Raw genomic sequence first — 14,578 nt, forward strand, 5'->3', positions numbered from 1 at the left:
CCGTTATTGAAGAGCAGTTATGGATGATATTCTCATGAAGAATATCACCATTATTTCGTTAATATTTTAACCCAAACGACCCAATACCGGGAAGGTTTCCAAGAGCCAGAACGCAAAAGCCTGCATGCCGCCGGTGAGGAACAAGACACCCGCAAGGATCAGCAACACGCCCATGACTTTTTCCACTTTGCCCAGATGCACTTTAAATTTGGCCAAAAAGCGCATAAAGGCACCTGAAAAGCTCGCAGCCAGAATGAATGGTACACCTAAGCCCAGCGAATAGACGGCAAGCAATGCCGCGCCATCACCAACTGTACTGCTGCCACCTGCCAAGGTCAGGATTGGCCCCAGCACCGGCCCGATGCAAGGTGTCCAGCCAAAAGCAAAGGCAAGCCCCATAATATAAGCGCCAAGCGGTGTGGCTGGTGCGCGGTTGGCCTGAAATCGTGCCTCACGCGACAATAGCGACAAGCGGAACACGCCTAAGAAATTAAGCCCCATAATGATAATGACCACACCGGCTACAACCGCAATTTCCTGCTGCCACTGGCGCAGGAAATGTCCAATTGATGAGGCACCAGCGCCAAGCGCGACAAAAACGGTAGTAAAGCCCAGCACAAACGAAATGGAAGCAATCAGCAAAGCACGGCGTTTGCTGGCAGCAACGGCTTTATCTGCGCTGACACCGACTGCATCATTTTGGCGAAAATCATCAACACTGACACCGGCCATATAGCACAAATAAGGCGGCACCAAAGGCAACACGCATGGGGATAAAAATGACAAAGCACCCGCGCCCGCTGCGGTCAGGTAAGAAATATCCAGTGCCAATGAAATGTCTCCGGTGATCAGTCGCAGATATAAATCCGCTGATATAGATTCAAAGTATAGCCAGCGGCCTGAAACCCGAGGCTGAGCCCTTATAGTGCATTTTTGCTAATATGAGCAACACACAGCAAAGCCTATGGCCCGAGTTTCTCAATCTCGTGATTTTACGTCTAAACATGTTAGTGCCGAAATAAAGCTATCAAACCACTTATCATTCACGATATGAATGTCAGCAAATAAGAAAAGGATGAGCGCCGTGAAAACAGCCCCGAATGAGCACGCAGAATCTCTGGCAATTGAAGCCCTGATCTGGCTGACACAAGAGCCGGATTTAATGTCTCGTTTTTTAACGCTGACCGGTATTGATGCCTCAGCCATCCGCAGTGCGGCACGCGAACCTGGTTTTCTGGGCGGTGTCTTACAATTTTTACTGGCGCATGAACCAACATTGATGCGTTTTTGTGAAGCGACAGAAAACGAGCCTAATGCTGTTGTTAATGCTGCACGACAATTGCCAGGCGGCCAGATGAGCGAGTTTTAATCCCTTTACCGATGCCACAAAAAAAGAGCGCCTTTTGAGCGCTCTTTTTATCTTCAAATCTTATATCAAACCGGCCTGAACTTGTAGCATTAAAATCAAGCGGCACTTACCCTTAAAACGCCTGATCAGGCTGCGCTTGGACTTAAAACGTCAGGTCAAGCTGTGCTTGGCCTTAAAACGCCGGATCAAGCCGCGCTTGGACTTAAAACGCCTGATCAAGCTGCGCTTGGCCTTAAAGCGTAATGTCAAGCTGCGCTTGGGCTTAAAACGTCAGGTCAAGCTGCGCTTGGACCGGGCCCCTCATCATCAGAAGCAGCATCTGAAGCCTGTTTACGAGCCGCAAAATCAACCACTTCAACATTGCCGTCAGCTTCAACAGGTGGCAAAGCCTCACCCGGCTTGCTGACCTGCACCACGCTTAACTCCTGCATCTTGCCGTCACGCGCAGCAAAAGCAATACTCTGCCCTGGTGCAAGACCGATCAGGGCCGCGCCAATCGGTGTCATAATAGAAATCTTACCTTCGGCGATGTCTGCCTCGCCCGGATAAACCAGCGTCACACGGCGCTGCTGACCATCCTGCGTTTTAAATTCAACCGAAGAACCCATCTGAATAACGTGCGCAGGCACCTTGCCGACGGCCACGATTTTCGCACGTTCCAACTCAACAATCAGCTCATCAGCCACCGCAGCAACGCGCTCCGGCGCATCTTCCGCAAGCCCCATCAGCCGATCATGATCCAACTGGCTGATAACAATATTCGGCTTTTTACGATTCTTTCCGCTCATGGCGATCCCACTATCGTTTGAATGATTACCGCCCTCAGGGTTTTGACGACCTGAGATCAGTTATTTTAATTTTTAAATTGAAAGCGCTTTGGTTAATTTGCGAACATAAATACTATGTCTCCCCCTGAGTGCCAGCTGCGCTAAGCCGGTCTCCGAGGGCTAATATCCTGCGATCGGGTTAACCCGATGGAAAATGGATGTGACATATTTCTTCATAACAACAAGGTTGGCGATAACAGCCATTTTGTCAAGCCCAAGACACGCAACCTGTTACTATTGTCGTATAGGTGCACATAAAAATTTGCACACCCTTGTTCACAATATGTTCACTCTGCGATATAGTGCGCGCCATGACAGAACAAACCGCTATAAACGCACCGTTAACAGGCTTTTGCCGTGATTGCCTTCGCATGCAGCGAAGTGCAGAATCACGCCGTTGTTATGCTTGTGGCAGCCCGCGTTTATTGCGCCACAAAGAGCTGTATAAGCTCTCGCTTGCCCATATCGATTGTGATGCTTTTTATGCAGCCGTTGAAAAACGCGACAACCCTGAATTGCTCGACAAGCCATTGATTATCGGTGGTGGTACGCGTGGTGTTGTTTCAACGGCTTGTTATCTCGCACGCATTCACGGTGTGCGCTCAGCCATGCCGATGTTCAAAGCACTGGAGGCCTGCCCGCAAGCGGTAGTCATTCCGCCTAATATGGAAAAATACAGCAAGGTTGGCCGTGAAGTGCGCCAATTGATGCGCGAACTGACACCAGCTGTAGAACCGCTTTCTATTGATGAGGCCTTTTTGGATTTAAGCGGCACGGAGAATCTTCATAAAGCGCCTGCCTCTTTTGTCTTGGCTAAATTTGTCCAGCGGATTGAAAAAGAAATCGGCATCACCATTTCGGTTGGTCTTTCCTACTGCAAGTTTCTGGCAAAAATTGCCTCCGACCTCAACAAGCCACGCGGCTTTGCTGTGATTGGTGAAGAAGAAGCGCTTACTTTTTTACGTGATAAACCGGTTTCAATTATCTGGGGTGTCGGTAAAGCGCTCACCGCTAAGCTCAACAGCGACGGGATCCGCACCATCGAGCAATTGCAGAGCACAGAAGAAAATGTGCTAATGAAGTCTTATGGCGTGATGGGGCAGCGTCTTTATCGCCTCTCACGGGGTCAGGATACACGCCGTGTCGAGCCGGAGCATGAGATGAAAAGCATTTCGGCTGAAACAACATTCAATCATGATCTGTCCTCGTCTGATGATCTTGTGCCAGTATTACGCGCTCTTTCAGAAAAAGTTTCCCACCGTTTGAAAAACGGTGAAATCGCCGGTCACACTGTGGTTTTAAAGCTGAAAACCCAAGATTTTAAAAGCCGCACCCGCAACCGCCAGCTCAGCAGCCCGACACAATTGGCCGACAGAATTTTTCACACCGGCTTGAGCCTGCTGGAAAAAGAACTGGATGGCACCAAGTTTCGTCTGCTTGGCATTGGCGTCAGCGATCTTTCGGGCAATGAGCGTGCTGATCCGCCCGATCTGGTTGATATTGAAGCAACACGGCGTGCAAAAGCAGAAAACGCGATGGACTTTTTGCGCAACAAGTTCGGGCAAAAAGCCGTTGAAACCGGTTATACATTTGGAAAATCCGGTCTTGGCCGTCCGCAAACGCCATCAGAACACGTCAAGCGGGAAGAGAAGGATTAAACCTTCTCTTAGCCGTCGATATGATCAAATTGCAAACCAAACCCTTGCAACAACCGTCGAATGGCAAAGTCAGGCTTGCCGGACGTAAATTCAGCCACATCATGCGGATGATCACTATTTTCCCGCATTTTCCCGTTCTCGCCCTGCCCTTCGCTTTCTTGCAACAGCGAAATCGTGCGACGCGCAATAGCCTCAGCCGGATCAAGCCAATCAACAGGCCACGGTGCTATTTTACGAAAGACATTGGCCAGAAACGGATAATGGGTGCAAGCCAGCACAACGATATCGGTTCTGCGCCCGTCTTCCTCAACAAAACATGGCGTGATTTGTTCAAGCACCTGCGCTTCATCAATCCGTTCGCCGCGAATATGCGCTTCGGCAAGGGTTGCCAATAAATTGGCGCCCACCAGCTTCACATGGCATTTTGAAGCAAAAGACTGAATGAGATCATGCGTATAAGCACGGCGTACAGTGCCAGGCGTTGCCAGCACTGAAACAAGCCCTGAACGGGTGCGCTCTGCCGCCGGTTTGATTGCCGGTACAGTGCCGACAAATTTCATAAACGGAAAGGCTGCGCGCAAATCATCCAGCACCAATGTTGATGCGGTATTACACGCAATCACCACAATGGCTGGCTTATGCTCCGCCAGCAGCCGGTCAAAGAGTTTAATAATGCGATCGCAAAGCGCTTCTTCTTCCCAATCGCCATAAGGAAAACCGGCATCATCCGCCACATAGACAAAGCGGCGATCCGGCAACCAGACCCGCAGCTCACGCAAAACCGTTAAGCCGCCAATACCACTGTCAAAAACAAGCACCGGCGCTTTATCCGGCAGATTATCATGATCCGGCTGTTCTTTTATCATAACTCGTCTGATCCTTCCGCTTTAACACGGGCGCGCCCTTCTGGCGCACCGGAACCGCGTGGCGCTTTAGGCGAAAATACATCCAGTGACGTGACAACGCCACGCAATAATTTAAGCTCCGCGGAAGCAAAACCGGCACGCGTCAACACGGCACGCAAGCCATCAACCATCACCGCTTTTCGGGCCTCAGGGCGGAAATAACCGCGCGTATCAAGGGCGTTTTCTAACTGGTCGAATAAACCTTGCAATTCATTCTTGGGTGCCGGCTCCATTTCAGGGCCGCGGAAAACCGTATCGGCCTCATTTACCATGCCGGTTTTCATCCACTCATAGGACATAAGCAGCACAGCCTGCGCGATGTTGAGCGATGCAAATGCCGGATTGACCGGAAAGGTCACCAATTCATCAGCAAGCGCAACTTCATCATTTTTAAGACCAACGCGCTCGCGGCCAAAAAGAATGCCCACTTTTTCCTTTTGCTGAAAACGCTGACGCAGCGTGCGGCTGGCTTCAACCGGACTTCTCACCTGTTTGAAACCATCGCGCTCCCGCGCAGTTGTTGCATAAACAAAGTTCAAATCACCAATCGCAGATGGCAGATCATCATAGACAATCGCATTATCAATCACATGATCAGCTTTAGATGCAGCAGCCCGTGCTTTATCACTTGGGAATTCTTCACGCGGATTGACCAGTCTTAATTCAGCCAGACCAAAATTTGCCATTGCGCGCGCCACCATGCCGATATTTTCCGGCAATTGTGGTTCCACCAAAATAATCGCTGGTCCCTCAGCAATCAGCGAGCGATGTTTATCAGTTCCGGCCATCTCTTCTTCCAGACTATTGCAATAATGCGTTTACTTCATTTGTCACTGACACAAACGGCAAAAAATCGCAAAGTTTTCTGTTTGCCAATTGATCTGATCCCCATCTTCGTAAATGCGTATTTTCTAAAATAAAGTGAGCAATGAAAAACAGGCTTTATTTTGGCTTTAAGACTAAAGAAACACAGATGTGACCAATAAAACCACGGTTAAAGCTTTGCCTTAGGCTTAAGCAATGCTATATGGGCGCACGTATTCAAAGCGTATTCAACAAGAGGCATCATCCATGGCAAAAATTAAGGTTGCTAATCCGGTTGTCGAACTCGATGGCGACGAGATGACCCGCATTATCTGGCAGTTCATCAAAGAGAAACTGATCCATCCTTATTTGGATATCGATCTGAAATATTACGATCTTTCTGTCGAACACCGCGATGCGACCGATGATCAGGTCACCATTGATGCAGCAAATGCCATCAAAGAACACGGCGTTGGTGTTAAATGCGCAACCATCACTCCTGATGAAGCCCGCGTTGAAGAATTCAAACTGAAGAAAATGTGGAAATCGCCTAACGGCACCATCCGCAACATTCTCGGCGGCGTGATTTTCCGCGAACCAATCATCTGCGAAAACGTACCACGTCTGGTTCCAGGCTGGACACAGCCAATCATCGTTGGCCGTCACGCATTTGGTGACCAGTACCGCGCGACTGATTTCAAATTCCCTGGCAAAGGTAAACTGTCGATCAAATTCGTTGGTGAAGACGGCGAAGTGATTGAGCATGAAGTTTATGACGCACCTTCATCCGGTGTTGCCATGGCTATGTACAACATTGATGAGTCGATCCGTGAGTTTGCCCGTGCATCGCTGAACTACGGCTTGCTGCGCAACTATCCGGTTTACCTCTCCACCAAAAACACCATTCTCAAAGCCTATGACGGCCGCTTCAAAGATATCTTTGAAGAAGTTTATCAGGCTGAATTTGCTGAGAAATTCAAAGAAGCCAAGATCTGGTACGAACATCGCCTGATCGATGACATGGTTGCATCCGCTCTCAAGTGGTCCGGCGGCTATGTCTGGGCATGTAAGAACTACGACGGTGACGTACAGTCCGACATCGTGGCACAGGGCTTCGGCTCACTCGGCCTGATGACCTCTGTTCTGATGACCCCGGATGGCAAGACCGTTGAAGCAGAAGCTGCACACGGCACAGTGACCCGTCACTATCGTCAGCATCAGAAGGGCGAGGAAACCTCAACCAACTCGATCGCTTCGATCTTCGCATGGACCCGTGGTCTGGCACATCGCGCCAAGCTCGATGACAATGCTGAACTGAAGCGCTTTGCTGAAACCTTGGAAAAAGTTTGCATCGACACCGTTGAGAGCGGCTTCATGACCAAGGATCTGGCTCTGCTTATCGGCCCGGATCAGCCTTGGTTGTCAACAACCGGCTTCCTCGACAAGATCGACGAAAACCTGAAAAAGGCAATGGCTGCTTAATTAAAGCCAGTTGTTTTTAAGTGTTAAAAGAAACCCCGCTTCATGCGGGGTTTTTTATGGCCACTTTGTCGGAAAGATAAAGATAAACAGCAGAGCATTTATCGCTGCTTATTCTCAAGTGGCACTGCCAAGCACAAGCGATACCGCCCTGCTCTAAGAAACACAGAACTTAAAAGCAGAAAAGCCCGGCATAAAGCCGGGCTTTATCAACAGCGCTTAAAAATTCAAGCGCTATCAGCTCAGAAAGGCTTAGCTGTTAACAGCGTCTTTCAGGCCTTTACCTGCTGAGAACTTTGGTACGTTGCGTGCTGCAATCGCAACTTCTGCACCAGTCGACGGATTGCGCCCAGTGGTGGCTGCACGGTGCGATACAGAGAATACGCCGAAGCCTGGAAGACGTACTTCATCTCCAGCCTGAAGAGCGCTGGTTACAGCTGCGAGAACTGCATCAACAGCGGTAGCTGCGTCTGCCTTGGTAAGACCGCCCTTTTCAGCAACTGAGGCAACCAGTTCGTTCTTATTCATGGACACTTCCTTTCTTTCTTTTTCCGGGGTTCAGTGACTCAACCGGATCGGCATGAGTTTATTCTAATCAATCAACAAACCAAGCCACAAATCACGAAAAAAGCCCAGAAATATAGGGTTAAACACAGAAATGCCGGGCTTTTTACCCGGCATTTCATGTTTAAGGTCTAATTTTCGATTCAGTGAGCAATAGAACTGCCCGCTTCATCATCAATAGACAGCGACGATACTGGCGGTGTCGCAGGCTCTGTCCACTCAATTGCAACAGGCTGACGCACCAATGCATGCTCGAGCACTTCACCTGCACGCGAGACCGGAATGATCTCCAGACCGTTTTTCACATTATCCGGAATTTCCGCCAAGTCTTTGACGTTTTCTTCCGGAATAAGCACAGTCTTGATACCACCACGCAGCGCTGCCAACAGCTTCTCTTTCAAGCCGCCGATTGGCAAGACACGACCACGCAGCGTGATCTCACCGGTCATGGCAATGTCTTTACGAACCGGAATACCGGTCAGCACAGAAACAATTGCCGTCATCATGCCGATACCGGCCGAAGGACCATCTTTTGGTGTCGCACCTTCCGGCACGTGAACGTGGATATCACGCTTGTCGAACAATGGTGGCTCGATGCCGAAATCAACCGCACGCGAACGGACATAAGACGCCGCCGCTGAGATCGATTCCTTCATCACGTCGCGAAGATTACCTGTGACAGTCATGCGGCCCTTACCAGGCATCATGACGCCTTCAATGGTCAGCAATTCGCCGCCCACTTCTGTCCAGGCCAGGCCAGTGACAACACCAACCTGATCTTCGCCTTCGATCTGACCGAAACGGTATTTCTCTACCCCTAAGAATTCAGACAGGTTTTCTTCTGTTACATGAACAGCCTTGACCTTATCTTTCATGATACGGGTGACAGCCTTACGCGCAAGTTTCATCATCTCACGCTCAAGGCTACGCACACCGGCTTCACGGGTGTAAAGACGAACTACCGAGCGCAATGCTTCCTCGGAAACCGAGAATTCCTTTGGCTGCAAGGCATGGTCACGGATAGCTTTTGGCAGAAGGTGACGCTTGGCGATCTCCAGCTTTTCATCTTCCGTGTATCCGGCAATGCGGATAATTTCCATACGGTCGAGCAGCGGACCCGGAATGTTGAGCGAGTTGGCTGTGGTGACGAACATCACATTCGACAGATCATATTCTACTTCGAGATAATGATCCATAAATGTTGCGTTCTGTTCCGGATCCAACACTTCAAGCATTGCAGATGACGGATCGCCGCGGAAATCCTGACCCATTTTGTCGATCTCATCGAGAAGGAACAAAGGATTAGACTTCTTCGCCTTCTTCATCGACTGGATGACCTTACCAGGCATCGAACCGATATAGGTACGGCGGTGACCGCGGATTTCCGCTTCATCACGCACACCACCCAAAGACATACGGACATATTCACGTCCGGTTGCCTTGGCGATAGAGCGCGCCAGCGAGGTCTTACCAACACCCGGAGGGCCAACGAGGCAGATGATCGGTCCCTTGATCTTGGCAGAGCGTGACTGCACGGCCAGATATTCAACGATCCGTTCTTTTACCTTTTCAAGGCCAAAATGCTCAGCATCCAGCACTTCATCAGCGAAGTTCAGATCCTGCTTGACCTTGGATTTCTTACCCCAAGGAATAGACAGGAGCCAATCCAGATAGTTGCGCACAACTGTGGCTTCTGCCGACATCGGGCTCATGGTGCGAAGCTTTTTCAGCTCTCCTTGCGCCTTTTCAGCCGCTTCCTTGGACAGCTTGGTCTTGTTGATGCGCTCTTCCAGTTCGGCCATCTCGTCACGACCGTCTTCACTGTCGCCGAGTTCCTTCTGGATCGCCTTCATCTGCTCATTGAGATAATATTCGCGCTGGGTCTTTTCCATCTGACGCTTGACGCGGCTGCGGATACGCTTTTCGACCTGAAGCACCGAAATTTCGGACTCCATATAGCCGAGCGCTTTTTCCAAGCGTTCGCGCACTGAAAGCACGGAGAGCATTTCCTGCTTTTCAGTAATTTTAATCGCCAGATGCGAGGCAACCGTATCAGCAAGTTTCGAGTAATCCTCGATCTGGCTGGCAGCACCTACAACCTCAGGAGAGATTTTCTTGTTGAGCTTTACGTAATTTTCAAAGTCAGCCACGACCGAACGTGCCAAAGCTTCCACTTCGACAGGATCTTCCTCAGGCTCATCGAGCTTGATGGCGTAGGCTTCATGATAATCTTCACGATCAGTGAAATTGGTGATTTCGGCGCGCGCAGCACCTTCCACCAGTACTTTCACAGTACCGTCAGGCAGTTTGAGCAATTGCAGCACATTGGCAATTGTCCCTACCTTGTTGATGCCATCAGCAGACGGATCATCGTCAGCAGCATTGATCTGGGTTGCAAGCATAATCTGCTTGTCATTACCCATCACATCTTCAAGTGCGCGGATCGACTTTTCACGTCCCACAAACAGCGGAACAATCATATGTGGGAAAACAACAATGTCGCGCAACGGCAAGACCGCATAAAGCCCGTCATTACCACCCGCAGTCGTCTTCTGTTCAATACCCGTCATCATACAGTCCTTTCCTCAGGCGGTTCGCCTGATAGCCACGTCAGCGCTCCCTGTTCGCTTCATCGGCAAGTCGCTTACGTGCATCAGTACTTAATTGGAGATGCGGGGGCTCCAATTCAAGCAGCACCATAGAATCGTTTCTTATACTTGCGCATTTCATTGTTCCGGTACAATCCGAAACAAGCACTTTACACTCAATATTCACGTTATGTGGCGCAATTTTGTGTGCAGGTAAAGCGTCAGCACTAACAGTCAGCAGATAAATTTAATGCTAACAGCCATAAGCAGGCTATTTTTCGTCAAAAACCGATTTTTTTGATCAAAACACATCGTTTCAAGTTCAAAATACTTTCAAAATTACCCAGTTTTGCAAAATCGATAAAATGCCGCTGCAATAAAAAAAAGGGCTGCCAAGCAGCCCTTTCAATCTTTGCAGTCAATGCCGGCACTTTAAGCTGTGGCATTGCCTTTTTCATCCTGACGCTCAGCGTAGATGTAAAGCGGACGTGCGGTGCCATCAACGACTTCACCGGAAATGACCACTTCCTGTACGCCTTCCAGTGTCGGCAATTCAAACATGGTATCCAGCAGGATTTTTTCCATGATCGAACGCAGACCACGCGCACCGGTTTTACGTTCCACTGCCTTATTGGCAATCGCGCGCAATGCATCATCGTGGAATGTCAGTTCAACATTTTCCATATCGAACAGACGCTGATACTGTTTTACCAATGCGTTTTTAGGTTCAGACAAAATCTGCACCAGCGCATCAACATCCAGATCTTCCAGTGTTGCAATAACCGGCAAACGACCGACAAATTCAGGGATCAGACCGAACTTCAGCAAATCTTCCGGCTCCAGATCCTTGAAGATCGCACCCAGACGACGATCATCTTCGGTTTTAACCGTTGCGCCAAAACCAATAGAGGTCTTTTCACCGCGTGCCGAAATGATTTTGTCGAGACCGGCAAAAGCACCGCCGCAGATGAAAAGGATATTGGTTGTATCCACCTGCAGGAATTCCTGCTGCGGATGCTTGCGGCCACCTTGCGGCGGCACAGAAGCAACAGTGCCTTCCATGATCTTCAACAATGCCTGCTGAACGCCCTCACCCGACACATCGCGTGTGATGGACGGATTGTCGGACTTACGGCTGATTTTGTCGACTTCGTCGATATAGACGATACCGCGCTGTGCGCGCTCAACATTGTAATCGGCCGCCTGCAACAATTTCAGAATGATGTTTTCAACATCTTCACCCACATAACCGGCTTCGGTCAGTGTGGTGGCATCGGCCATGGTGAACGGCACATCAATGATACGGGCAAGGGTCTGCGCCAGATAGGTTTTACCGCAACCTGTCGGACCAACCAACATGATGTTGGACTTTGCCAGTTCGATGTCGTTGTTTTTAGACTGATGCGCCAGACGTTTATAGTGGTTATGTACGGCCACAGCGAGAACGCGTTTTGCATCTCTCTGTCCGATAACATAATCATCCAGCACGGCCATAATTTCTAATGGGGTCGGTACACCTTCACGCGACTTCACCATTGAGGATTTGTTTTCCTCGCGGATGATGTCCATGCAAAGCTCAACACACTCATCACAAATAAAAACGGTCGGGCCTGCAATCAGCTTGCGCACTTCATGCTGGCTTTTACCGCAGAACGAGCAATAAAGCGTATTCTTAGAATCGCCACCGCTGTTGCTGACTTTGCTCATCGCAGTTTCCTTTCAATAGCGGCTGTTGCGTTCATATCGTCACAGCCGTTAACTCTAAATACCAGACACATATCCCCGACCGAAATATGGCTGGAAAATTGGCCTTTACCGAATCTCACAACAGCTACACTGATGCTAAGCCGTTGAGATTCTATGATTGGGGCGCTAATTTAGCCTGTTGAAACCAAATAATAGCTTAACGTAGCAATTGTTTTGCCACGTACAAGTAGGAATTCGACAGTTTTGTGGCACGAAGATGGTTTTTAGCGACCAAAATGCCACAGCCAATGCTGAATACCTGCTTCCAATCATATTTGTTTCAAGCGCCCTCAGCCCTTTTAAGGCCAAGGGCGCGTTGTTTTTTAAGCGGACGGTGTCTGCGCAGACACTTCGTCATGGGATTCAATCACACGGTCGATCAGGCCAAATTCCAACGCTTCCTGGGCAGTCATGAAATGATCACGGTCAAGGGTGCGTTCAATGGTTTCGTAATCACGGCCGGTATGTTTGACATAGATTTCATTCAGGCGGCGCTTCATCTTGATGATATCCTGCGCATGGCGCTCAATATCAGATGCCTGCCCCTGAAAACCACCGGATGGCTGATGCACCATCACGCGGGCGTTTGGCAGCGCATAACGCTTGCCGGTTGCACCTGCGGTCAGAAGCAACGAGCCCATGGAGCAAGCCTGCCCCATGCAAAGGGTGGAAACCGGTGAATGAATATACTGCATCGTATCATAAATCGCCATGCCGGAGGTGACGACACCACCTGGCGAATTAATGTACATGTTGATTTCTTTCTTCGGGTTTTCCGCTTCCAGAAACAACAGCTGCGCGCAGATCAGCATGGACATGCCGTCTTCAACCGGACCATTTACAAAAATAATACGCTCTTTGAGCAAGCGCGAGAAAATATCATAAGCCCGTTCACCGCGGTTTGTCTGTTCGACAACCATAGGCACGAGGTTCATGACGGTTTCTATCGGATCTCTCATAGTGGACCTCTGGGTCTGTTTGGGAAGAGCAGCGCGTGCTCGGACAGGATTCGTAATTATTCCATACATAGGGCGATGCGGCCCTGTTTCGCAAGATGGTGTGACAACTGACTGTCAGCATTAACACGCAAAAGCCATTGTTCAATCATCTTGCGGCTTGCTGCCAAAGCGGCGTTCTTCCAGCATTTTCGCGGCAGAAGCGGTCATTTGCGCTTGAATACGCACCGAACCATCTTCCAGATTCTCTCGTTTAATATTGCTGGCCGATTGATAAATTCCGTCAAGCATCGACAATTCATCAACGCCGAATGTCATATCAATGCTCTTCAAATCACCATAAATACGTTTCTCGATGATGTTGAGCAGCTCCGGTACACCCTCACCCGTATAAGCCGAAATCGCCACCGGTTTGGCCTCATCATTCATATCGGATGACGTGCTGCTGGCGGCGAGCACCAATGCCGCCTCATGCGCTGATTCATCCAGCAGATCGATTTTGTTCCAAACCTCATAGACCCGTTTGCGGTCATTGCGCTCGACACCAAGGCTGGCCAGAATGCTTTCCACATCCTCGGCCTGTGCGGCATTGTCAGGATCGGAAATATCACGGATATGCAAAATCAAATCCGCTTCCAGCACCTCTTCCAATGTTGCACGGAACGCCGCAACCAGATGGTGTGGCAGGTTGGAAATAAAACCAACCGTATCAGACAAGATCACCATCCCGCCATGAGGCAAACGAATGCGACGCAATGTCGGATCAAGGGTCGCAAACAGCATATCCTCAGCCAGCACACCCGCACCGGTCATACGGTTAAACAAGGTGGATTTACCGGCATTGGTATAGCCGACAAGCGCGACAATCGGATGGGGCACTTTACGACGCTTTTGACGATGTAAAGTACGAGTACGCACCACTGTTTCCAGCTCGCGCTTGATACGCAGAATTTTTTCCTGCAACTGGCGTCTGTCGGCCTCAATCTGCGTTTCACCCGGCCCGCCCAGAAAGCCACTACCGCCACGCTGGCGCTCAAGGTGCGTCCAGCTGCGCACAAGCCGGCCTTTTTGATAGTTGAGATGCGCAAGTTCGACCTGCAAAACACCTTCTTTGGTTTGCGCGCGACGTCCGAAAATTTCCAAAATAAGGCCGGTACGGTCAATCACTTTGACCTTCCACTCGCGCTCCAGATTGCGCTGCTGCACAGGCGTTAAAGCGTGATCGACAATGACCAGCTCGATTTCCTGCTCTTCAATCGCTTCAGCAATAGTTTCAACACGGCCTGTGCCCAGCAAAGTGGCGGGACGGGGCTGAGAAACATTAACGATTTCAGCCATAATAATTTCAAGATCGATAGCACGCGCCAGGCCGCAAGCTTCTTCCAGCCGTGCTTCACTGGAGCGCTGAAAGCGGACGGGCTCTGCATCATCACTATCATTTTGCATATATCGATCAGGCAGAACCGGAACAAGGACGGCTGCGCGGGTCGGAGCCTTATCCTCATGGTCAAAGCCGTCCTGATGGTTGGATGCCTGTTGTTTGCGGTCGTTTATCTTACCCAAACTTGTTTCCTTATTAATTTTTTAAAGCCCAGAAACGGCGAAAGCCGGACGCGACAACAACACCGATCTTTCGGCTGTTCGCTCCGGCTTCCTTGAATTTGCAAAAACCACCTGTCCGC

Annotated in this window: 13 protein-coding genes; 3 read left to right on the plus strand and 10 right to left on the minus strand. The window is 49.8% G+C overall.

The genetic code is table 11. The features are described from left to right. Nucleotides 1–66: 66 nt before the first annotated feature. Nucleotides 67–831 (minus strand): cytochrome c biogenesis CcdA family protein, encoded by a 765-nt coding sequence (locus FHS77_RS03440; RefSeq protein ID WP_184220046.1) that lies wholly within the window; start codon nucleotides 829–831, stop codon nucleotides 67–69. Nucleotides 832–1,075: 244 nt separating this feature from the next. Between FHS77_RS03440 and FHS77_RS03445 the strand changes: the two genes are divergently transcribed. Beyond that, nucleotides 1,076–1,369 carry a DUF3572 domain-containing protein gene (locus tag FHS77_RS03445; protein ID WP_184220050.1) on the plus strand — a complete coding sequence of 98 codons (294 nt, stop codon included), beginning with the start codon at nucleotides 1,076–1,078 and terminating at the stop codon, nucleotides 1,367–1,369. 275 nt (nucleotides 1,370–1,644) lie between these two features. Here the strand turns inward: FHS77_RS03445 and rnk are convergent, their stop codons facing one another. Beyond that, a complete protein-coding gene (gene rnk, locus FHS77_RS03450) occupies nucleotides 1,645–2,157 on the minus strand; it encodes a nucleoside diphosphate kinase regulator (RefSeq protein ID WP_184220052.1) in 513 nt (170 codons plus the stop codon). Nucleotides 2,158–2,507: 350 nt separating this feature from the next. Between rnk and FHS77_RS03455 the strand changes: the two genes are divergently transcribed. Next, complete coding sequence (locus FHS77_RS03455; protein WP_184220055.1) at nucleotides 2,508–3,854, plus strand: DNA polymerase IV; 1,347 nt, start codon at nucleotides 2,508–2,510, stop codon at nucleotides 3,852–3,854. 8 nt (nucleotides 3,855–3,862) lie between these two features. On the opposite strand, the gene murI is transcribed toward FHS77_RS03455, so the two are convergent. Together murI and FHS77_RS03465 are read right to left on the minus strand one after the other, a co-directional pair. Further along, on the minus strand, nucleotides 3,863–4,732 hold the full coding sequence (murI, locus tag FHS77_RS03460) for a glutamate racemase (protein ID WP_374786201.1): 870 nt from the start codon (nucleotides 4,730–4,732) through the stop codon (nucleotides 3,863–3,865). Then, complete coding sequence (locus tag FHS77_RS03465) at nucleotides 4,717–5,547, minus strand: RNA methyltransferase (RefSeq protein ID WP_184220061.1); 831 nt, start codon at nucleotides 5,545–5,547, stop codon at nucleotides 4,717–4,719. The genes murI and FHS77_RS03465 overlap by 16 nt, the downstream gene beginning before the upstream one ends. A gap of 283 nt (nucleotides 5,548–5,830) precedes the next feature. Here FHS77_RS03465 and FHS77_RS03470 point away from each other — a divergent pair, with 283 nt between their 5' ends. Next, nucleotides 5,831–7,045, plus strand: a complete 1,215-nt coding sequence (locus tag FHS77_RS03470; RefSeq protein ID WP_184220064.1) for an NADP-dependent isocitrate dehydrogenase — start codon at nucleotides 5,831–5,833, stop codon at nucleotides 7,043–7,045. Between the two features lie 249 nt (nucleotides 7,046–7,294). Here FHS77_RS03470 and FHS77_RS03475 read toward each other — a convergent pair whose 3' ends face one another. The 6 genes from FHS77_RS03475 to hflX form a co-directional block, all read right to left on the minus strand. Then, nucleotides 7,295–7,570, minus strand: a complete 276-nt coding sequence (locus FHS77_RS03475; protein WP_184220067.1) for an HU family DNA-binding protein — start codon at nucleotides 7,568–7,570, stop codon at nucleotides 7,295–7,297. Between the two features lie 179 nt (nucleotides 7,571–7,749). Continuing rightward, complete coding sequence (gene lon, locus FHS77_RS03480) at nucleotides 7,750–10,176, minus strand: endopeptidase La (protein ID WP_184220581.1); 2,427 nt, start codon at nucleotides 10,174–10,176, stop codon at nucleotides 7,750–7,752. Nucleotides 10,177–10,475: 299 nt separating this feature from the next. Then, nucleotides 10,476–10,640 carry a hypothetical protein gene (locus FHS77_RS03485; RefSeq protein ID WP_184220070.1) on the minus strand — a complete coding sequence of 55 codons (165 nt, stop codon included), beginning with the start codon at nucleotides 10,638–10,640 and terminating at the stop codon, nucleotides 10,476–10,478. Then, a complete protein-coding gene (gene clpX, locus FHS77_RS03490; RefSeq protein WP_184220074.1) occupies nucleotides 10,627–11,901 on the minus strand; it encodes an ATP-dependent Clp protease ATP-binding subunit ClpX in 1,275 nt (424 codons plus the stop codon). The genes FHS77_RS03485 and clpX overlap by 14 nt, the downstream gene beginning before the upstream one ends. Before the next feature lie 362 nt (nucleotides 11,902–12,263). Then, a complete protein-coding gene (locus FHS77_RS03495; protein ID WP_184220076.1) occupies nucleotides 12,264–12,899 on the minus strand; it encodes an ATP-dependent Clp protease proteolytic subunit in 636 nt (211 codons plus the stop codon). 141 nt (nucleotides 12,900–13,040) lie between these two features. After that, nucleotides 13,041–14,459, minus strand: coding sequence for a GTPase HflX (gene hflX / locus FHS77_RS03500; RefSeq protein WP_343060944.1), 1,419 nt, complete (start codon nucleotides 14,457–14,459; stop codon nucleotides 13,041–13,043). Between the last annotated feature and the right edge of the window lie 119 nt (nucleotides 14,460–14,578).

This window comes from Paenochrobactrum gallinarii, assembly GCF_014205685.1.
Classification (GTDB): domain Bacteria; phylum Pseudomonadota; class Alphaproteobacteria; order Rhizobiales; family Rhizobiaceae; genus Paenochrobactrum; species Paenochrobactrum gallinarii.